The sequence below is a fragment of the Paraburkholderia bryophila genome, from assembly GCF_003269035.1.
Lineage (GTDB): Bacteria > Pseudomonadota > Gammaproteobacteria > Burkholderiales > Burkholderiaceae > Paraburkholderia > Paraburkholderia bryophila.
Genome location: NZ_QLTK01000023.1, coordinates 15,917 through 34,983, shown reverse-complemented (window position 1 = coordinate 34,983; position 19,067 = coordinate 15,917). Strand labels below are relative to the sequence as shown.

The window sequence follows — 19,067 nt, the reverse complement described above, 5'->3', positions numbered from 1 at the left end:
CGTTGCCAAAAACGGCGCTGACGGCGTAGCGCGCGTTTTTTTCTTAGCGTGACGGCATTTTCTGCTGAATCGGTTTGACATGGCACGCCGAAGGCAACGGGGCCGCGCGTTCAGCGCGTTCGCCGGGGTCCGGTCGATGCGCGCACCACCAGTTCGGGCGGCGGCGCGAGCACCATCGACGGTTGCTGATGGGGCGTCTGGATCAGCCGGATCAAACTCGCAATCGACAACTCCGCAATGGCCGCGGTCTGGATCGCGACCGTGGTCAACGCGGGATGCACCTGATGCGCGAGCTGAATGTCGGTGATACCGATCACCGACACATCCGCCGGCACCGCGCGGCCCAGCGTGATCAACGCCTGCGCCGCACCGATCGCGAGCAGGTCGTTGGTGGCGAAAATCGCGGTGAGCTGCGGCCGGTTCGACATCAACTGCATACAGGCCGCGTAACCGGCGTCGATCGAATCGCGAATCTGCAGCACCGCGGCGGCATCGGCCTCGATGCCGGATGCCCGCATCGCCGCGCGAAAGCCGTTCGATCGCGCGTCCTGCAAACCGCCGCAACCGTCGCCGATCAACAGGCCGATATCGCGGTGCCCCAGTTCGAGCAGATGCCGCGCGGCCAGCTCGCCCGCGCGGGCGAAATCCACCGCGACGCACGGCAGCGCGGGCGGCGCCTCGGGGTGTTCCCACATGGCGAGCAGAATCGGTGCGCTGTGCGTGGCGGACGCGCAGAGGTCGTTGATCGTGATGTCCGTGTTCATGACGAGCACGCCGTCCGCGAGCGTGCCCGCGATCTGGTTCAGATACGCGCGGCCGATTTCGGCGTCGTCGTCGGTATTGCAGACCATCAGGAAGTGGCCGGCTTTGCGCGCCGCGCGTTCGGCGGCCAGCACGAACTCGGGGTAGAACGGGTTCGAGATGTTCGACAGCATCAACGCCAACGTGGACGAGCGGCCCTCGGCCAGCGCGCGTGCATTCAGATTCGGCCGGTAGCCGAGATCGGCGATCGCCTTCAGCACGCGCTCGGCGGTTTCCGGGCGGACTTTGTCGCGATTGCGCAGCACATTGGAAACGGTGGCGGCGGTAACGTGCGCGCGCTTCGCCACTTCGGACAGGGTGACCATGGTTGTTATCCCAAATTCAGGGAATGCGATTCAAATGTTGCGGGCCGAGGGCGACGTTGATAACTTTGCAAAAAACCCAGCGGAGACACTCATCATGACTTTTTCCCTCGAATCCGAATTTAAGCGATTAAATGCCTGCCGCACAAGGTCTGGCCGTTTATTTTTTGCAAAAATTTAAGCGGTTAAATCCAAGGGGGCCAGCATGGCGGCAATTCGTTTGACGGACGTGCAGAAGTCGTACGGTGAGCATGCGCCGGTGATCCGGCGCGTGAATCTGGAGATCGCGCAGCACGAGTTTTGTGTGTTTCTCGGACCTTCGGGTTGCGGCAAGTCGACCTTGCTGAGAATGATCGCCGGTCTCGAAGATTTGAGCGAAGGCGAGTTGCATATCGGCGGCCGTCTGATGAACGACGTGCCTTCCGCGGCGCGCGGCGTGGCGATGGTATTTCAGAGCTACGCGCTATTCCCGCACATGACCGTGTTCGACAACATGGCGTTCGGCCTGAAGCTCGCGAAGCAACCGAAGGACGTGATCGACAGCAAGGTGCGGGAGGCCGCGCGCATTCTGCAACTCGACGCTTTTCTGGAGCGTTATCCGAAAGCGTTGTCGGGCGGCCAGCGTCAGCGCGTGGCGATCGGCCGCGCGATTGTGCGCGAGCCCGGCGTGTTTCTGTTCGACGAACCGCTGTCGAATCTCGACGCCGCGTTGCGAGGCCAGACACGGATCGAGATCGCCCGTTTGCATCAGCGCTTTGCCAACGCGAGCGTGGTGTACGTGACGCACGATCAGGTCGAGGCGATGACGCTCGCCGACCGCATCGTGTTGTTGCACGCTGGGGCGGACGCGGAGCGTTTGGGCAGCGTCGCGCAAAGCGGCGCACCGCTCGAGTTGTATCACCATCCCAGGTCGCGCTTCGTGGCGGGCTTCATCGGCTCGCCGCGAATGAATTTCATCGACGCGGTGGTCGAGTCGATCGGGCCGGGCCGTGTGAGCGTCACGCTCGCGCAAAGCGGCGAGCAGTTGATCGCGCAGGTAGACGGCCGGCGTTTGCAGCGCGGGCAGCCGGTCACGCTCGGCGTGCGACCCGAGCATGTGGGCCTCGACGGCGACGAGCAATCGATTCAATGCACGACCGTCCTGTCCGAGCGTCTCGGCGAGCACAGCTATATTCACGCGGATCACGCGGGCGGCGCGCTGGTCGCGAAGGCGCCGGGCGATACGCCGATCGGCTCCGGCGAGCGTATTTGCATTCACATTCCGTCCGCCGCGTGTCATCTGTTCGATGCGGACGGCGTCGCCTTGCGGCGCAGTAGCTTCGAACCCGAACGGGTCGCCGCCTGAGGCCGCGCTAGCGAAGCGCGACGTTTGCCGAACCGGATTCCGCCACAGAGCGGGTTACATCGCTGTCAGCCGCTTGCTGTCAGCCAACAAGGTAGTCAAGGAGACACAAGATGATTGCTCTACGCCTTCGCCGTCTTGCGCAACTGTCGATCGCAGCCGCCCTGGTTGTCGGCGCACTCGGTTGCGCCACAGCCGGCGCCGCCACGCTCAACGTCAACGTCTCGGCGCGCGGCAACCAGCGTTCGACCTGGCAAGACGCGTTCGACAAGTTCAAGAAAGCCAATCCCGACGTCGATCTCAAGGTCACCTACATCACCGAGGAAGCGTACAAGGTACAGATGGGCGGCTGGCTCGCCACCGATCCGCCCGACGTCGTGTCATGGCACGACGGTGAACGGATGGCCTATTACGCGCAACGTGGCCTGCTCGAAGACCTGTCGCCGGACTGGACGAAGAACGGCTGGTCGCAGCAATACGCGTCGGTCAAGGAAGCGTCCACCTTCAAGGGCAAACAGTACGCGGCGCCGCTCGGCTACGACGCGTATGGGTTCTTCTATCGCAAGGACCTGTTCGACAAAGCGGGTATTAAAGGCGAGCCAAAAACCTGGGACGAGTTTCTCGACGCCTGCAAGAAGTTGAAAGCGAGCGGCGTGGCCCCGATTGCCGTGGCCGCGCGCGACAGCTGGACACTCGCCGCCTGGTTCGATTACCTCGATCTGCGGATCAACGGCAATGCGTTCCATCAGCAATTGATGGCGGGTGAAATTCCGTACACCGACGCGCGCGTGAAGAAGGTCTACGCCGCGTGGAAAACGCTGATCGACGACCACTATTTCATCGATAACGCGCTCTCGTACGACCTCGATTCAATCGCGCCGTTTCTCGTGAACGGCAAGGCGTCGATGATGCTGATGGGCACGTTCTTCTCGGCGAGCATTCCACCGTCGATCAAACCGCAAACCGGTTTCTTCCGTTTCCCGGTGATCGACGCCAATGTGCCGATGGCCGAAGACGGTCCGGTCAACGTGCTGCTGATCCCTGCCAAAGCCAGGAACAAGGCCGATGCCCGCAAGCTGCTGGCCTTCATGGAACAGCCGCAGATCAACGCGGATCTCGCGAAGGGCTGGGGTCAACTGCCGTCGAACAGTCAGTCGGCTGAACCGGAAGACGCGATCTCCAGGGTCGGCTTCCAGACGTTGGCCAACACGAAGGGCGGCATCGCGCAGTTCTACGATCGCGACATGCAGAAGGAAATGGCCGACGAAGGCATGAAAGCGATGCAGCAGTTCTACAGCGATCCGTCGCAACTCGACGCCGTACTGGCGCGCCTCGAAGCGACCCGCAAACGCATCTATCAGAAGTAAGTTCCTAAAGCGCCGGCGGCGCAGCAACAGCCGGCGCTTGCCTTCGATCTTCGACGAGGCCCGACCCATGTCTCAATCCGCAGCGCGCCGCTTACCCGCGGCGCAGCACCGTCACGTCTCGACCACGCGCCGTCACCAGCATCGGGCCGCGTTTTTCTTCCTGTTGCCGGGTTGCGCGTTGTTTTGCCTATGCGTGGTTTATCCGATCTTCAGCAGCATCTCGCTCAGCTTTTATCACTGGGACGGCATGACGCCGAAGACCTTCGCGGGGCTGGACAACTACATCGAACTGTTCCAGGCCGACACGTTCTACACGGCGCTGAAAAACAATCTGACCTGGCTCGGGCTGTTCCTGCTCGCGCCGCCGCTCGGCCTGCTTTTCGCGTTGTATCTGAACCAGCACCTGCGCGGCATGCGGGTCGTGAAGTCGCTGTTTTTCGCGCCGTTCGTGCTTTCGGGTGTGGTTGTGGGGCTCGTATTCAGCTGGTTCTACGACCCGGGGTTCGGCCTGCTGCGCCTGATTGTCGGCCACGGCATTCCGGTGCTCGGCGATCCGCATACGGTGACCTTCGGCATTATCTTCGCCGCGCTATGGCCGCAAACGCCGTTCTGCATGGTGCTGTATCTCACTGGTCTCACCGGCATCAATCCGGAAGTGGTCGAGGCGGCGCGCATGGAAGGGGCGAAGGGCGTGCGGCTGCTCTGGCACGTGATCCTGCCGCAATTGCGGCCCGCCACGTTCATGGCCGTCGTGCTGACCGTGATCGGCGCGCTGCGCAGTTTCGACCTGATCGCGGTGATGAGCGGCGGCGGCCCGTTCGACAGCTCCACGGTGCTCGCCTATTACATGTACGACCAGGCCATCAAGTACTACCGCGAAGGCTACTCCGCGGCGATTGCCGTCGTGCTGTTCGCCATCATGCTCGTCTACATCGTGTTCCATCTGCGCCGCATGCTGCGCGAGGAACGCTGATATTCAGGAGGTTCGTGTCATGTATCCGCTTCCCGTCGAACGCTGGAAACCGTTCAATCGCACGCTCTATAAGGTGTCGTTGCCGATCGCGTTGCTGATCTGGCTGCTGCCCATGCTGGCCGTACTCGTCACGTCGATCCGCTCGTCCGATGAATTGTCGCAAGGCGATTACTGGGGCTGGCCGAAACATTTTGCGTTGATCGAAAACTACGGCACGGCGCTCACGCAGACGCCGATGCTGCATTACTTCGCCAATAGCGTGCTGATTACCGTGCCTTCGGTGCTCGGCGCAATCGTGCTGGCCTCCATGGCGGGTTTCGCTCTCGCGACCTATCGCTTTCCCGGCAATACGGCGGTGCTGTTCGCGTTCGTCGCGGGCAATTTCGTGCCGATCCAGATCCTGATGATTCCGGTGCGCGATATGGCGTTGAAAGTAGGCCTGTTCAATAGCGTCTGGGCGCTGGTGATTTTTCACGTGTCCTTTCAAACCGGCTTCTGCACGCTGTTTCTCCGCAATTTCATCAAGCAGTTGCCGTTCGAAATGATCGAGGCCGCGCGCGTGGAGGGCGCGAGCGAATGGACCATCTACTGGCGCATCGTGCTGCCGCTGATCCGGCCGGCGCTCGCCGCGCTCGGCATTCTCGTCTTCACGTTTGTCTGGAACGACTACTTCTGGGCGTTGTGCCTGACGCAAGGTGACGACGCCGCGCCGATCACCGTCGGCGTCGCCGCGCTCAAGGGGCAATGGACGACAGCATGGAATCTGGTCGCCGCCGGTTCGGTACTGGCCGCGCTGCCTTCCGTGCTGATGTTCTTCCTGATGCAGAGGCACTTCGTCGCCGGCTTGACGTTCGGTGCGAGCAAAGGCTGAACGCCGATCCGTCTTCAACTACTCAAGAGATACGTTCATGCAACTTGGTGTCTGCTATTACCCGGAACAATGGCCCCGCTCGATGTGGGCCGACGACGCAAAGCGGATGGTCGAACTCGGCATCACGCACGTGCGGATCGCCGAATTCGCGTGGAGCCGGATGGAGCCGCGCGCCGGCGAATTCGAGTGGGAGTGGCTCGACGAAGCGGTCGCCGTGCTGGCCGCCGCGGGACTGAAACTGGTGCTCGGTACGCCGACCGCCTCGCCGCCGAAGTGGCTGATCGACGCGCATCCGGATGTGCTGCCGGTGCGGGCCGACGGCACGCGCTGGAACTTCGGCTCGCGCCGTCATTACGACCTTTCAAGCGACACGTACCGGCGCGAATGCGTGCGGATCGTCAGCGCGATGGCGGCGCGCTATGGGCGTCATGCTTCTATCGTGGCGTGGCAGACCGATAACGAACTCGGCTGTCACGACACCGTGCCGAGTTATTCCGCCGCCGCGCTGGCGCGTTTTCATCGCTGGCTGCATCTGCGTTATGGCACCGTCGGCGCATTGAACGACGCCTGGGGCAATGTGTTCTGGAGCATGGAGTATCCGTCGTTCGAAGCGATCGAATTGCCGACCCTCACGCCCACCGACGCCAATCCGATTCATCTGCTCGAGTACCGCCGCTTCATGTCCGACGAAGTGGCGAGCTTCCATTGCGAGCAGGTCGACGTGTTGCGGCGGCATGCGCCCGAAGCGGACGTGCTGCACAACTTCATGGGTTTTTTTACGACTTTCGATCACTACCGTTTTGCCGAAGGCGATGCGCTCGACGTGGCCGCGTGGGACAGCTATCCGATTGCCCGTACCGAGTCGATCGCCCTGCCCGACGAGCAGAAGGCACGCTACGCGCGCACGGCGCATCCCGATGTGTCGGCATTCGATCACGACCGCTATCGGGCCATCGGCCGGGGGCGTTTCTGGGTGATGGAGCAGCAGGCGGGGCCGGTCAACTGGGCGTCGTGGAATCCCGTGCCGGCGAAGGGCATGGTCCGGCTCTGGGCGTATGAGGCGTTCGCGCACGGCGCCGAACTGGTGTCGTATTTCCGCTGGCGTCAGTGTCCGTATGCGCAGGAGCAGATGCATTCGGGCCTCAATCTGCCCAATGACGAATTGTCGCCGGGCGGCCTGGAAGTGCAGCAGGCGGCGCGCGAGATTGCGGCGAGCCCGGTGTTGTCGGCTCCCGGTGCGGCTGCGCGCGCCGCCGTTGCCGTGGTATTCGACTACGAGACGCAATGGATGTTCGAGATTCAGCGTCATGGCAAAGGCTTCGATTACCAGACGCTGGCGTTCGACTACTACGAGTCGTTGCGCGAGTTGGGACTCGACGTCGATATCGTGCCGCGCAACGCGGGCCTTTCTGCCTATCGCCTCGTGGTCGTGCCGAGCCTTGCGGTGATCGACGACGTGCTGGTCCGACAGATCGAACGCAGCACGGCGCAATGGGTTTTCGGGCCGCGTAGCGGCTCGAAAACCGACCTGTTCGCGATTCCGTCGACCCTGCCGCCCGGTGCGCTGCAACGCGTGCTGCCGATCCAGGTGCTCGAAGTCGAGACGCTGCGTCCCACGCTCACGCCGGCGCTGTCGATCGGCGCGACGGATGGCGTGGCGCTGCATTGGCGCGAGCACGTTCGCGCCAACGGCGAGACTCGCGTCGAAGCCCGATTCGACGACGCATGGCCGGCGATTCTCTCGCACGGCAACGTGCGCTACATCGCGGGCTGGTTGTCGCACGCCTTGCATCGTCAGGTTTTGGCCAATGCGGCGCGCCAAGCCGGTATCGCAACACAACAGTTGCCCGACGGCGTGCGGATTCGTCGCCGTGGCGAGTTGACCTTCGCGTTCAACTTCGGCCCCGAACCCGCCCAAGCGCCCGCACCCGCCAACGCTGATTTCGTACTCGGCCACGCCCGGATAAAAGCCGGCGACGTCTGTGCATGGCGAACCGTCGCCGATTGAGATTCAAGCGCTTCAACCTGGAGCAGGCGGCCTCATAAGAACCGCCGTTCAATCAATGGAGGGTGACCGATGAACCGAAGAGAAATGCTCGGCTGGCTAGCGTCGGCTGCGGCGGCGACCGGTGTGGGCGCAACGGCCGGCCTGCCGGCTTTCGCAGCTGAAACTGGTCTGAGCGTACCTGGCAGCCGTTTTGCGAAAGGCGCGGACGTATCCACGTTGCTCGAACTTGAAGCCAACGGCGCGACGTTTTATGAGCATGGCAAGCCGCTCGATTGCCTGTTCATTTTGCGCAGCCACGGCGTCGATTCGATTCGAATCAAGGTCTGGAACGACCCCGGCAATCCGAACTTTTTCCCGTCCGATCAAAGCCCCGCGACGGGCTATAACAATGCCGGGCATGTGCGTATCCTGGCGCGCCGGGCCGCCGCATTGGGCATGCGGGTGTTGATCGACTTCCACTACAGCGACTGGTGGGCCGATCCCGGCAAACAGTATCCGCCGCATGCGTGGGCCGGCAAGGATCTCGCGCAGACCTGCGCGCTGTTATCCGGCTACACGTCGCACGTTTTGAATCTGCTCAAACGCGACGGTGTGCGGCCCGAGTGGGTGCAAGTGGGCAATGAGATCACCGGCGGCATGCTCTGGCCGCTCGGCAAGTACGACCAGTGGGACAATCTCGCGCAATTGCTGAAGGCGGGGCACGATGCGGTCAAATCCGTCGACGACCGGATCAAGGTCATGTTGCATCTCGACAGCGGCGGCAACAACGCGACCAGCCGCTGGTGGTTCGACAGTGCGACGCAGCGCGGCGTCACGTTCGACGTGATCGGCCTGTCCTACTACCCGCAATGGCAAGGCTCGCTCGGCGATCTGCAGAACAACGCGAACGATCTGGCGGCACGCTACGACAAGGATGTGATGGTGGTCGAGACCGCATACCCGTGGACCACGAGCGACGGCGATTCCGAACCCAACTCCATGACCAGCACCGGGTCCACGACGTTTCCGCAGACGCCCGCAGGCCAGGCGCAGTTTCTCGAAGCGGTGACGGATATCGTCAAGGCGATACCGGGTGGTCGCGGCAAGGGCGTCTTCTGGTGGGAGCCGGAGTGGATCCCGACGCCGAATGTCGGATGGAAAGTCGGCGCGGGCGATCAGTGGGACAACAACACGTTGTTCGATTTCCACGGCAACGCGCTGAGTTCGCTGGACGCGTTTCGCAAGCGCTAGTTCCAACGCTTGCGCGGCAAGGTAGCCGAGCGAAAGCAGGCGCTATTTCGCGGGCGCCTGCGCTTTGTTCTGGTTCGCGCAGTCCGACGTGAACACCATACTCGCCTGATCAGGCGTCATATGCGGTGCGTTCGGTGCGTAGATTTTCTCGATGATCGCGTCGACCGCTTGCCGGTCGGACGGATCCTTGTAGTATTTGGCCGCCTGATCGAGCGCTTGCGCCTTGGTCTTTTTGTGCGAGCGCCACGACGCGACCTGGCCGGCAATATCGCCGAGCGCGAAACATTGATTGCTGACCGTCTGGGCAACGGCCTGTGCCGCCGGTTGGGCAAGACACGCCGCTGCCAGCAGGGCGGAGACGACTACGCGTTTCATGACCGGAATCCTGTCATTAGATGAGCGCGGTATGAAAGCGATGGCATGCGCCACCGCAGCGACCGCGCGAACAAAGAACCGCGTAGTTTATCGGTAAGTGGCGCGTGAGGTTTTTTTGCGCACGCGGATCAATGTCCAAACGATTCCGCATTCGAAGCCGTCGGCGTCGCGACATGGGGCCGTGCCGCCTGCTTGATCAGCAGCGCCACGCAGGCAATCAGCCCCGCGACAGCCACCATCGCGAAGATCCCGCCGAACGAGAAATGGCGCCGCGTCAGTTCCGCGACCAGGAACGACCCGGCGATTCCGCCAAAGCGCCCGATCCCGAGCATCCATGCCACACCCGTGCCGCGTCCTTCGGTTGGATAGAACGCGGCGGCGAGCGCGGGCATCGACGATTGCGCGGTATTCATCAGCACCCCCGCGACGAACACGATAAACACCAGCGCGCCGACATTGCCCACCGCCTGGCCGATGAAGTACACGCTCACGGCCGTCAACGCATAGCACGCGGCGATGATCCGGTTCGCGTTGAACTTGTCCATCAGCACGCCGCACAGCACGGCGCCCACGCCGCCGAGCGGGAACAGCGCCGAAATCAGCGTTGCGCGTTGCGGCGTGAGGCCGGCGTCTTTCAGCAGAATCGGCATCCAGTTGATCGACGCGTAAAAGATCACGAGACCCATGAAGTACGCGACCCACAACATCACCGAGCCGACGATATACGAGCGCGACAGCACCACGCCCACGCCCTTGCTACCGGTTTGCGGCGCGCTTTCGGTCATGGTGAACGAGCCGGCCTGCGCGGCTTCGTCCGAAATGCGCGCGAGCGCCGCACGAATGCGCTCGACCGGCGCGCTATTGGCGACCATGTAGCGGACCGACTCCGGCATCTTGATCAGCAGCAGGACCAGCAGCAACAGCGGCGTGATACCGCCGAGCAGCAACACACTGCGCCAGCCGAGATGCGGAATCATCCATGCGGCGAGAAAACCGCCGAACGCAGCGCCCAGCGGGAAGCCGCAGAACATCAGATTGATCAGCGTCGCGCGACGGCGATCGGGGCAGTATTCACCCATCATCGTCACGGCGTTCGGCATGGCCGCGCCGAGTCCGACACCGGTCACGAAGCGCAGCACCGTGAGTTGCTCGATGTTGGTCGAGAAGGCCGACGCGAGGCACGCCACGCCGAACAGCAGCACCGAACCAAGCAGCAGCGAGCGTCGCCCGAGGCGGTCGGACAGCGGTCCCGAGCCGAGCGCGCCGCAGGCGAGGCCGAACAGCGCTGCGCTCAGCACCGGCGCGAGCGCCGGTTTCGTGATGCCCCATTCGGCGATCAGCGAAGGCGCAATGAAGCCGATCGCGGCCGTGTCGAAACCGTCCAGCAGGACGATCACGAAACACATGAAGAAGATGAGCCACTGGAACGGCGAGAATGGGTGTTCGTTGATGAAGGTTTGAACGTTCACAGCGGTACTGCGGCTCATGATGGTCTCCTGACTGCGAAAAGCGCGAAGGCTCGTGATCACGAGCCTTTCTTTCTTCTACGATCGTGTGCCGTTCAGAAGCGGTGCACGATGCCTACGCCCGCGGCGAACTGGCTGCGCGACGACGAGGGCGCGCTCTGGAACCCGTCGCCGATCGTGGCGGTGGCGCTGATGATATGCCCCGAGCCGGCGGTGCCGAGCGTGTTGCCGTTAGTGCGCTGGAATGCCTGCAACGCATAGAGGCCGGTGCGCTTCGACAATGCATAGTACTCGGACAGGTTGACCTGCTGGTACTGCGCCGAACTCGTGATGCCGTTCGCTTTGGTCGCACGCGTGTAGCTGTAGCCGGTGGCGAAGTCCCACGCGACACTCGGCTTCCAGTGCAGCACCGCGCCGGCCGTGTTGAAGATGGCGGTGTCGCGGAAGCTCGAACCGACGCCCGGAATGTACTGCACGTTCGAGTAAGCCGCCGACACGTCCCAGCCATTGCCGAAGTTATACCCGCCGGTCACGGCGAAGCGCTGCTGCGCCTGGGCGGTCTGATAGCCGTTGGTCACCGCCGACACGCCCGGCTGCGCGCCGTTGTTCGATACGGTCGAATCCGCGCCATACGCGCCGCCGCCCACCGTCGAATTGTTGATGCGCATGAAGCCGACCGCGATGCCGACCGGGCCGTTGAGGTACTGCACCGCGCCGCTCCATGTCGAGCCGCGGTTGAAGCTGCCCGGCACGCCGCCCACCGCGTAGGAGCCGCTGAACGTGAAGCCATACAGCTTCGGCGACGTATAGACCAGCGAGTTATTGGCGCGGTAGATCGTGTCGAGTGCGTCGACGTCGCCCGGATGCGCGCCGTAGTAGCCGGTGAGCCATGTGGTCGGGCTATAAGGCGACAGCAGCGAGTAGTACGCGGTGTACTGGCGGCCCGCCTGGAACGTGCCGTAGGTCGGATTCGTGACGCCGACCCAGGCCTGGCGGCCGAACATCGCGTTCGTGTATTGCTGGCCGCCGGTGGCGGAATTGAAGCCGGACTCCAACTGGAAGATCGCCTTGGTGTTGCCGCCCAGGTCTTCCGCGCCCTTCAGGCCGAAGCGGCTGCCGGCCCACACGCCGTTGATCATCTTGACGTTCGATTTGCCGCCCGAGGTCGAGCCGAGCGAAGGCGCCTGGCTGCTCTGATAGCCGATACCCGTGTCGACGATACCGTACAGCGTGACGCTGCTTTGGGCGAAAGCGGGCGCGCTGGCCAATGCGGCCATCGCGCAGGCGAGCCGGGTCAGGGTGAGGTTGCGATTCATGCGGATGTTCTCCAAGGCGACCTGCTCCGGCTTGCTGCCAGGCCGGGCAATCCGGTCGTCGATCAATTTTTGTGATTTGTTCGCATATAGAACCGTGATTCTTTGTGCGAACAGGCGTCACTGTAAGTAAATCGACAACGAAGGGTCAACGCGGGATTACCCGAGCGTGTTGCAGCGGTGCGTCGGAAAGGAGCGTGCGCTGGACAGCGCGGATGACTGCTGAGGCCGCGGCGCGCGTCGGCGTGCCGGGAAAATACCGGGATGGCCGCGCCGGCCTGAAAGGCCTGGCGCGGCGCTCAATGCAACACGTAACGCGCTATTCAGAAGATCACATAGACCTTGCGCATCGTCTCTTCGACTTCCCAGAGGCCTTCCGTATTGGCCTCGAAGAACAGGGTGTCGCCGCTCGCGAAATGGATGGTCTCCTCGTTGTCCGGCGTGAAGCGCCCGCGGCCCGCGATAAAGTGCATCACCTCGGCCTGCTTGATCGAGCGGCGATAGGTGCCCGCCGTGCATTCGAAGATACCGGTATCGACCGCCTCGCTGCCTTCGATCACGCGCTGCACGCCGGACACCTGAATCGGTGTCGTGCCGGGCAAGCCGACCGTGCCCCAGTCCTCCAGATTCCGCAGATTCACGCTTTGTTTGAGCTGCTGTACCTTCATCTTCGCCTTACCTTTTGAATGTGCTGAAACCGATCACCGGCCTGTGGTGTCGGCACGCGTAACGGTCTGTTCGATCTTGCCCAGCCGCACGACCGTGACGCCCGGCCGCAATTGCCGCAGCGAAGGCATGACGAGCATGCAGTTGTCGTAAGGCGTGAGCACCGCCTCGCCGTTCGACCAGCCGATCACGGCGCCGGCCTTCTCGAAGATTTCCAGACCCGTGTACGGCGCGGCGAAACGGAAGTCCATGCTGGTCGCCACGACCGGTTGCGTCACACGCACGATGTGCTGCGCAGCCGGCACCGGCGCGAGCCAGCCCGGCGGCAGATCCGTTTCGTCGATCACACCGGCCAGCATCAGAAAACGCGCGGTGGTATCGCGCGCCACGCCGACCGCGCCGCGTTCCCAGTGCTGTCCGCATTCGATCAGCAACGCGTTCTTCGCGCTGGCCGGATCGCCGAAGCCTTCGTAATCGCGCATACGACGGCCTTCGGGATGGCCTTCGTCGCAGATCACCGTGGCCGGCGTGCCGAGCTTCACGGCCAGCTCGCTGCCTTTTTGCAGCGGTCCCGCGACGATCAGCGGCTTGCTCTTTTCGTGCATGGAATGCAGATCGAGCAGGGCGTCGACCGTGTCGATCAGCGGCCGCATCGCGCGGGCGCGCGCCAGTTCGCTGGAGGTGCGCGAGGTGTCGTCGAGCGTCGCGGCGGTCCATACGCGGTTGAAGTCCTGATCGACGAAACGTGCGGCGTCGGGCTTCGCGGGATCGAAGCTCAGGTAAGCGGCAACGTTCGCGAACCCCAGCGTAAGGCGCCCGCGCCGCGGCCGCAGTTGGCGGCGCAGCAGTTCGTCGACGACGATCGCGCCGCACACTTCGTTGCCGTGCGTGAGCGCATTGATCATCACATGCGGTCCGGGCACGCCGGAGTCGAACGTATGGACGTACGCGATTCCCGACGGCGAGTGTTCATGCACCGAGATGTCGGGGAAGTCGACTTCGATCGGATAGGCTTCGATGCTCATACGTAGGTGTCCTGGCAAGGAGTGGGACGGGGGGCTCGGGTGACCTCAGGCAAGTTTAGCCGCGATCGCCTGGCCGACGTCGGTCGTGTTCGCCTTGCCGCCCAGGTCGCCGGTATGCGGGCCTGACACCAGCGTGGCCTCGATCGCCGCGAGAATCGCGTCGTGCGCCTCGCGCTCCTTGCCTGCGTGATTGCCGAGGAAATCGAGCATCATCGCGGCCGACCAGATCATCGCGATCGGATTGGCGATGTTCTTGCCGGCAATGTCGGGCGCCGACCCGTGCACCGGCTCGAACAGCGACGGAAACTTGCGGTCCGGATTCAGATTGGCCGAGGGCGCGAGGCCGATCGTGCCGGTACAGGCGGGGCCGAGATCGGACAAAATGTCGCCGAACAGATTGGTGGCGACCACCACGTCGAAGCGATCGGGGTTCAGCACGAAGCGCGCGCACAGAATGTCGATATGCTGCTTGTCCCACGTCACGTCGGGATACTGCGCCGCGATGCCGGCCGCGCATTTGTCCCACCACGGCATGCTGATCGCAATGCCGTTGCTCTTGGTGGCGACCGTGATCTTCTTGCGCTCGCGGCGCTGCGCGAGGTCGAACGCGAACTTCAGCACGCGCTCGCTGCCGTGCCGCGTGAAGACCGATTCCTGCAGCACGAATTCGCGCTCGGTGCCTTCGAACATCACGCCGCCCACCGACGAATACTCGCCCTCGGTGTTCTCGCGCACGATCCAGAAGTCGATGTCGCCGGCCTTGCGGCCCGCGAGCGGCGACGGCACGCCGGCAAACAGGCGCGCCGGCCGCAGGTTGATGTACTGGTCGAATTCGCGGCGGAACTTGAGCAGCGAACCCCACAGCGAAACGTGGTCAGGCACCGTGTCGGGCCAGCCCACCGCGCCGAACAGAATCGCATCGGCGGATTGCAAGTGCGCTTTCCAGTCGTCCGGCATCATCTGGCCGTGCTTTGCGTAGTAGTCGCAGCTCGCCCATTCAATGTGCTGATACTCGAAGTCGAGTCCGAAGCGGTTTTTCACCGCGTCCAGCACGCGTAACGCCTCGGGCATCACTTCGACACCAATGCCGTCGCCGGGAATGACCGCGATCCGATATTTCTTCGACATGTTGCTGCTCCTCCATTAGGACGTTCGACGCTTCAAGCGGATTCAGGGTTTATTTTATTCCTGCTGTTTGAGCCTAAAATGGTCGCTTTAGTTAAGCCACTGTGCACGATTCGTGTACAAACGCATGGACCGCCGAGCGACCTATGAACTCCGTCCCTTCACCCGATCTCGGCGATTTGCGCGTGTTCTGCGAAGTGGCGCGCAAGTCCAGTTTCAGTGCCGCGGCGGAGGCCTTGTCGGTGTCGGCGGCCTACGTCAGCAAACGGATCAATGTGCTCGAGACTACGCTCGGCACGCGTTTATTGCATCGGTCCACACGGCGGGTCGCGATTACGGAAGCCGGCGAACGCGTCTACGCGTGGGCCGAGAAGATTCTCGACGACGTCGATCAACTGGTGGAAGACGTCTCCACCACGCGCCGCATTCCCGGCGGCAAGTTGCGCATTTCCAGCAGCTTCGGTTTTGGGCGACGTTTCGTGGCGCCCGCGCTGGCGCGTTTTTCAGAGCGTTATCCGCAACTGAGCGTGCGGCTCGATCTGTTCGATCGTCTCGTGGACGTGGCCGGCGAAGGCTTCGACCTCGACATTCGCATCGGCGACGAGATCGCGCCGCATCTGATCGCGCGGCGGCTTGCGTCGAATCATCGCGTGCTGTGCGCGTCGCCGGGCTATATCGCGCGGCATGGCGCGCCGCGGCAACTCGCCGAGCTGTCCTCGCATGCGTGTCTGGCGATCAAGGAGCGCGATCATCCGTTCGGTTTGTGGCGCTTGACGGTGCGCGGCGAAGCGGTCTCGATCAAGGTCACCGGACCGTTGTCGACCAATCACGGCGAAGTGGCGGTGCAATGGGCACTGGCCGGTCGCGGCATCGTGCTGCGTTCCATGTGGGACGTGCGGCCCCTGCTCGACAGCGGCCAGTTGCAGCAGGTGCTGCCCGAGGTCACGCAACCGGCGAATCTGTGGGCGGTGTATCCGGCGAGGCTCGCGCAGTCGGCGAAGGTGCGGGTATGCGTCGACTTTCTGAGCGAGGAGTTCGCGCAATGGAGTCCGCCGGCCGAAGGCGCGGCGCTGGAGCAAGCCGCCGAACCCTGACATGAGGGCCCGGCGCTATCGACACGCCTAGTTGTGGTTCTGCGAGAACAGGGTTTCGAGCGGGTAATGGCTCTTCACGAACGGCGACTTGATGATCACGTAGCTGAAGTATTTCTCGATGCCGATATCGCGTTCGAGCAGGCCTTCGACAATGCTCTGATAGTGGCTCACGCTGCGCGTGACGAACTTCAGCAGGTAGTCGTAACCGCCGCTTGCAAGATGGCATTCGACGATCTCGTCGACGTCGCGGATCGCATTCACGAACTTGATGAAGTCTTCCCGCCGGTGGTCGGCGAGCGTGACTTCAGTGAACACGATCTGCACGTCGCCGAGCTTTTCGAGCTGGATCTGCGCACCGTAGCCGATGATGTAGCCGGCCTTCTCCAGACGTTTGACGCGAATCAGGCAAGGGCTGGGCGAAAGGCCGACCGCGTCGGCAAGCTCGACGTTGGTGATGCGGCCTTTCTTCTGCAGCTGTGAGAGTATCCGCAGGTCGATCCGGTCAAGCTTGCAGTCGCTGCTCATCGTAACGTTGTCGCTCCGGCGGTTGGGTGACAGGCTGAGGGTGCCTCTACTCTAGCATGCAGCGGCGTGAGTTTTGACCTTCAGCGCGGCCCTGACGTCGGCTTGTGCGAGCACGTCGTCGAGGGTTTTTTCGAGGCGTTCGAACATCAGGTCGAAGTCGGCCTCGGTGTACGACAAGGCCGGCGCGAAGCCGAGAATGTTGTCACCGAATGCACGGAAAATCAGGCGGTTTTCATACGCGGCGGCAGCGATCCGCTCGGACAGTTTCAGCGCCGGGTCGAAGCCCGCCCGGGTCTCTTTGTCGGCGACCAGTTCGAGTGCGCCGAGCAGGCCGCGATGGCGCGAATCGCCCACCAGCGGATGCGCGAGCAGCGCATCGAGACCGCGCGCGAAGCGCGGCGCCCGCGCCACGCCGTTCGCCAGCAGCCCGCCTTCGTGATACAGGCGCAGCACTTCGAGGCCGATCGCCGCACTCACCGGATGCGCCGAATACGTGTGACCGTGGCCGACCACGGCTTCGGCGTCGCCATCGGCAATGCCCTGGTAAATTTCATCGGACATCAGCACCGCGCCCATCGGCGCATAACCGGCGGTGAGGCCTTTCGCCACCGTCATCAGATCCGGTTCGACGCCTTCGCCTTGGCAGGCGAACAGCGGACCCGTGCGGCCGAAACCGGTAATGACTTCGTCCGCGACGAACAGGATGCCGAGCCGACGGCAAGCGTCGCGCATGGCTTTGAGCCAGCCGAACGGCGGCACGATCACGCCGCCCGACCCCTGGATCGGCTCGCAGAAGAACGCCGCGACGTTGTCCGCGCCGAGTTCGGCGACCTTCGCTTCGAGCGCGGCGACCGAGGCGGCGATCAGGGCGGCGTCGTCGGCGAAATCGTTGCGGTACGCATACGGCGACGGCAGATGATGCTGGTTGGGCAGCGGCAGATCGAAGTTGCGATGGAACGCGGGCAACGCGGTGAGACCCGCGCCGGTGGTCGACGAACCGTGATAGCCGCGTTGCAGCGCGATGATGTGCTTCTTCGACGGGTGGCCCGTGGCGTTGAAGTAATGCGTGATGAAGCGCAGCGCGGAGTCGACCGCGTCGGAGCCGCCGAGCGTGAAATACACGTGCTGCAGCGAAGCGGGCGACAGCTCGACCAGCTTCTGCGCCAACTCGATGGCCGGCTCCGAGCCGAAGTGGAAATAGCCGGTCGCGTAGGGCAGTTTCTGCATCTGCGCGGTGGCCGCGTCGACGATGCTCTGCTGGCCATAGCCGGTGTTCACGCACCACAGCCCGGAAAAGGCGTCGAGCAGTTCGTTGCCGGCCGCGTCGCGCAGAAATGCCCCGCTGGCGGATTCGAGGATGGTGACGCCGCGGGCTTCGTGCGCGCGGTAGTTGATGACCGGATGGATCAGATGCTTGCGGTCGGCTTCAATGAGCGAATGAATCGGCATGATGGGTTCTCGTCGCGGAAAAAGGCTGTTGACCGTTCCATACTACTGACCCGCGACGATTCACCGCTTGCCTAAACAATTGCCTGAAAAGCGCGCGCGACGCGTTTTGATACATGAACTCGGCATTTTCTGCTGCGGGTGTTGAAAAGCCGTGCCGCGCGGATGTTTTGCGTCCGGCAGCGTGCTCAATAACCCTGGGTCCGGTCGATCTGGCCGAGCATCGGCAAGCCTTCGCGATGACGGCGCAGGTTGTCGAGCACGACGTCGACGGCCGTGTCGGGCCGCGTCGCGCTGGCGATATGCGGCGTGATGCGCACGCGCGGGTGCGTCCACAGCGGATGACCGGCGGGCAGCGGTTCGGGATCGGTGACGTCGAGAATCGCGTTGTGCAACTGGCCGCTATCCAGCGCAGCGAGCAGATCCTGCTGATTCAGATGCGGTCCGCGCCCCGTTTGAATCAGCGACGCGCCGCGCGGCAGCTTCGCGAACAACGCCGCGTCGAGCAGGCCGCGGGTCGCGGGCGTCAGCGGCAACAGACAGATCAGAACGTCGGTGCGCGTCAGAAACGTATCTAACTCCTCTTCGCCCGCATAACAGGCCACGCCCTCGATCTCGCGTGCCGAGCGGCTCCATCCCGCGCAGTCGAAGCCAAACAGCCGCAAGCGCTCCAGAACGGCCGTGCCCAGCACGCCGAGTCCGAGCACGCCGACGCGCCGCTGGCCGGCCGGTTTGAGCGGCAGTTCGCGCCACACCTGCTGCTGTTGCTGCAAGCCGTAGTCGAACAGGTCGCGATGAATCGTCAGCACGGCCTGCGTGACGTATTCCACCATGCCTTCGACAATCCCCGGTTCGATCATGCGCACCACCGGCACATGCGCCGGTACGCTCGACAGGTCGAACTGATCGATACCCGCGCCAACCGAGAACACGACTTCCAGATTCGGAAAGGTGCGGGTGGGATGCTCAGGCGGCTGCCAGGCAGCGAGATAACGGATCGCGGCCGGATTGCCGTGGTCGGGCCAGATATGAAAGGGCAGGTCCGGCGCTTTCTGTGCGAAGAGTTTCGCCCACTGGGCGCCGCGCGCCGGGTCGGCTTTGTAGAGAAAGGCCATGG

General features: G+C 63.3%; 17 protein-coding genes. 7 read left to right on the top strand and 10 right to left on the bottom strand.

Features of this window, described 5'->3' with window-relative positions:
- Positions 1-110: 110 nt before the first annotated feature.
- On the bottom strand, positions 111-1,127 hold the full coding sequence (locus BX591_RS26285; RefSeq protein ID WP_111934245.1) for a LacI family DNA-binding transcriptional regulator: 1,017 nt from the start codon (positions 1,125-1,127) through the stop codon (positions 111-113).
- A gap of 202 nt (positions 1,128-1,329) precedes the next feature.
- Here BX591_RS26285 and BX591_RS26280 point away from each other — a divergent pair, with 202 nt between their 5' ends.
- From BX591_RS26280 to BX591_RS26255, 6 genes are all read left to right on the top strand, one after another.
- A complete protein-coding gene (locus BX591_RS26280) occupies positions 1,330-2,469 on the top strand; it encodes an ABC transporter ATP-binding protein (protein WP_111934244.1) in 1,140 nt (379 codons plus the stop codon).
- Positions 2,470-2,579: 110 nt separating this feature from the next.
- Entirely contained in the window at positions 2,580-3,833 is a 1,254-nt protein-coding gene (locus BX591_RS26275) for an ABC transporter substrate-binding protein (protein WP_111934243.1), read from the top strand.
- Positions 3,834-3,900: 67 nt separating this feature from the next.
- Positions 3,901-4,806, top strand: a complete 906-nt coding sequence (locus BX591_RS26270; RefSeq protein ID WP_111934242.1) for a carbohydrate ABC transporter permease — start codon at positions 3,901-3,903, stop codon at positions 4,804-4,806.
- Positions 4,807-4,825: 19 nt separating this feature from the next.
- Positions 4,826-5,677 carry a carbohydrate ABC transporter permease gene (locus BX591_RS26265; protein WP_111934241.1) on the top strand — a complete coding sequence of 284 codons (852 nt, stop codon included), beginning with the start codon at positions 4,826-4,828 and terminating at the stop codon, positions 5,675-5,677.
- Positions 5,678-5,714: 37 nt separating this feature from the next.
- The gene (locus BX591_RS26260) at positions 5,715-7,685 is read left to right on the top strand and encodes a beta-galactosidase (RefSeq protein ID WP_111934240.1); all 1,971 of its coding nucleotides are present in this window, start codon (positions 5,715-5,717) and stop codon (positions 7,683-7,685) included.
- Between the two features lie 69 nt (positions 7,686-7,754).
- Positions 7,755-8,915 carry a glycoside hydrolase family 53 protein gene (locus BX591_RS26255; protein ID WP_111934239.1) on the top strand — a complete coding sequence of 387 codons (1,161 nt, stop codon included), beginning with the start codon at positions 7,755-7,757 and terminating at the stop codon, positions 8,913-8,915.
- 42 nt (positions 8,916-8,957) lie between these two features.
- On the opposite strand, the gene BX591_RS26250 is transcribed toward BX591_RS26255, so the two are convergent.
- The 6 genes from BX591_RS26250 to BX591_RS26225 form a co-directional block, all read right to left on the bottom strand.
- Positions 8,958-9,290, bottom strand: a complete 333-nt coding sequence (locus BX591_RS26250; protein ID WP_111934238.1) for a hypothetical protein — start codon at positions 9,288-9,290, stop codon at positions 8,958-8,960.
- Between the two features lie 128 nt (positions 9,291-9,418).
- On the bottom strand, positions 9,419-10,777 hold the full coding sequence (locus BX591_RS26245) for an MFS transporter (RefSeq protein WP_111934237.1): 1,359 nt from the start codon (positions 10,775-10,777) through the stop codon (positions 9,419-9,421).
- 74 nt (positions 10,778-10,851) lie between these two features.
- Positions 10,852-12,072: a porin gene (locus BX591_RS26240; RefSeq protein WP_244147016.1), complete on the bottom strand. Its 1,221-nt coding sequence runs from the start codon at positions 12,070-12,072 to the stop codon at positions 10,852-10,854.
- Between the two features lie 320 nt (positions 12,073-12,392).
- Positions 12,393-12,737, bottom strand: a complete 345-nt coding sequence (locus BX591_RS26235; RefSeq protein ID WP_035555324.1) for a cupin domain-containing protein — start codon at positions 12,735-12,737, stop codon at positions 12,393-12,395.
- Between the two features lie 33 nt (positions 12,738-12,770).
- Complete coding sequence (locus BX591_RS26230; protein WP_111934236.1) at positions 12,771-13,760, bottom strand: M14 family metallopeptidase; 990 nt, start codon at positions 13,758-13,760, stop codon at positions 12,771-12,773.
- Positions 13,761-13,805: 45 nt separating this feature from the next.
- Positions 13,806-14,888 (bottom strand): tartrate dehydrogenase, encoded by a 1,083-nt coding sequence (locus tag BX591_RS26225; RefSeq protein ID WP_111934235.1) that lies wholly within the window; start codon positions 14,886-14,888, stop codon positions 13,806-13,808.
- 143 nt (positions 14,889-15,031) lie between these two features.
- Here BX591_RS26225 and BX591_RS26220 point away from each other — a divergent pair, with 143 nt between their 5' ends.
- Positions 15,032-15,979: a LysR substrate-binding domain-containing protein gene (locus tag BX591_RS26220; RefSeq protein WP_111934234.1), complete on the top strand. Its 948-nt coding sequence runs from the start codon at positions 15,032-15,034 to the stop codon at positions 15,977-15,979.
- 27 nt (positions 15,980-16,006) lie between these two features.
- Here the strand turns inward: BX591_RS26220 and BX591_RS26215 are convergent, their stop codons facing one another.
- From BX591_RS26215 to BX591_RS26205, 3 genes are all read right to left on the bottom strand, one after another.
- On the bottom strand, positions 16,007-16,504 hold the full coding sequence (locus tag BX591_RS26215; protein ID WP_111934233.1) for an Lrp/AsnC family transcriptional regulator: 498 nt from the start codon (positions 16,502-16,504) through the stop codon (positions 16,007-16,009).
- A gap of 51 nt (positions 16,505-16,555) precedes the next feature.
- Positions 16,556-17,953 carry an aspartate aminotransferase family protein gene (locus tag BX591_RS26210; protein ID WP_111934232.1) on the bottom strand — a complete coding sequence of 466 codons (1,398 nt, stop codon included), beginning with the start codon at positions 17,951-17,953 and terminating at the stop codon, positions 16,556-16,558.
- Between the two features lie 185 nt (positions 17,954-18,138).
- Positions 18,139-19,065, bottom strand: coding sequence for a 2-hydroxyacid dehydrogenase (locus BX591_RS26205; RefSeq protein ID WP_111934231.1), 927 nt, complete (start codon positions 19,063-19,065; stop codon positions 18,139-18,141).
- Positions 19,066-19,067: the final 2 nt, after the last annotated feature.

What these genes read in the sequence shown, in the direction of transcription:
- BX591_RS26285 (WP_111934245.1), bottom strand. Translation starts at nt 1,127, where the DNA reads ATGGTCACCCTGTCCGAAGTGGCGAAGCGCGCGCACGTTACCGCCGCC.
- BX591_RS26280 (WP_111934244.1), top strand. Translation starts at nt 1,330, where the DNA reads ATGGCGGCAATTCGTTTGACGGACGTGCAGAAGTCGTACGGTGAGCAT.
- BX591_RS26275 (WP_111934243.1), top strand. Translation starts at nt 2,580, where the DNA reads ATGATTGCTCTACGCCTTCGCCGTCTTGCGCAACTGTCGATCGCAGCC.
- BX591_RS26270 (WP_111934242.1), top strand. Translation starts at nt 3,901, where the DNA reads ATGTCTCAATCCGCAGCGCGCCGCTTACCCGCGGCGCAGCACCGTCAC.
- BX591_RS26265 (WP_111934241.1), top strand. Translation starts at nt 4,826, where the DNA reads ATGTATCCGCTTCCCGTCGAACGCTGGAAACCGTTCAATCGCACGCTC.
- BX591_RS26260 (WP_111934240.1), top strand. Translation starts at nt 5,715, where the DNA reads ATGCAACTTGGTGTCTGCTATTACCCGGAACAATGGCCCCGCTCGATG.
- BX591_RS26255 (WP_111934239.1), top strand. Translation starts at nt 7,755, where the DNA reads ATGAACCGAAGAGAAATGCTCGGCTGGCTAGCGTCGGCTGCGGCGGCG.
- BX591_RS26250 (WP_111934238.1), bottom strand. Translation starts at nt 9,290, where the DNA reads ATGAAACGCGTAGTCGTCTCCGCCCTGCTGGCAGCGGCGTGTCTTGCC.
- BX591_RS26245 (WP_111934237.1), bottom strand. Translation starts at nt 10,777, where the DNA reads ATGAGCCGCAGTACCGCTGTGAACGTTCAAACCTTCATCAACGAACAC.
- BX591_RS26240 (WP_244147016.1), bottom strand. Translation starts at nt 12,072, where the DNA reads ATGAATCGCAACCTCACCCTGACCCGGCTCGCCTGCGCGATGGCCGCA.
- BX591_RS26235 (WP_035555324.1), bottom strand. Translation starts at nt 12,737, where the DNA reads ATGAAGGTACAGCAGCTCAAACAAAGCGTGAATCTGCGGAATCTGGAG.
- BX591_RS26230 (WP_111934236.1), bottom strand. Translation starts at nt 13,760, where the DNA reads ATGAGCATCGAAGCCTATCCGATCGAAGTCGACTTCCCCGACATCTCG.
- BX591_RS26225 (WP_111934235.1), bottom strand. Translation starts at nt 14,888, where the DNA reads ATGTCGAAGAAATATCGGATCGCGGTCATTCCCGGCGACGGCATTGGT.
- BX591_RS26220 (WP_111934234.1), top strand. Translation starts at nt 15,032, where the DNA reads ATGAACTCCGTCCCTTCACCCGATCTCGGCGATTTGCGCGTGTTCTGC.
- BX591_RS26215 (WP_111934233.1), bottom strand. Translation starts at nt 16,504, where the DNA reads ATGAGCAGCGACTGCAAGCTTGACCGGATCGACCTGCGGATACTCTCA.
- BX591_RS26210 (WP_111934232.1), bottom strand. Translation starts at nt 17,953, where the DNA reads ATGCCGATTCATTCGCTCATTGAAGCCGACCGCAAGCATCTGATCCAT.
- BX591_RS26205 (WP_111934231.1), bottom strand. Translation starts at nt 19,065, where the DNA reads ATGGCCTTTCTCTACAAAGCCGACCCGGCGCGCGGCGCCCAGTGGGCG.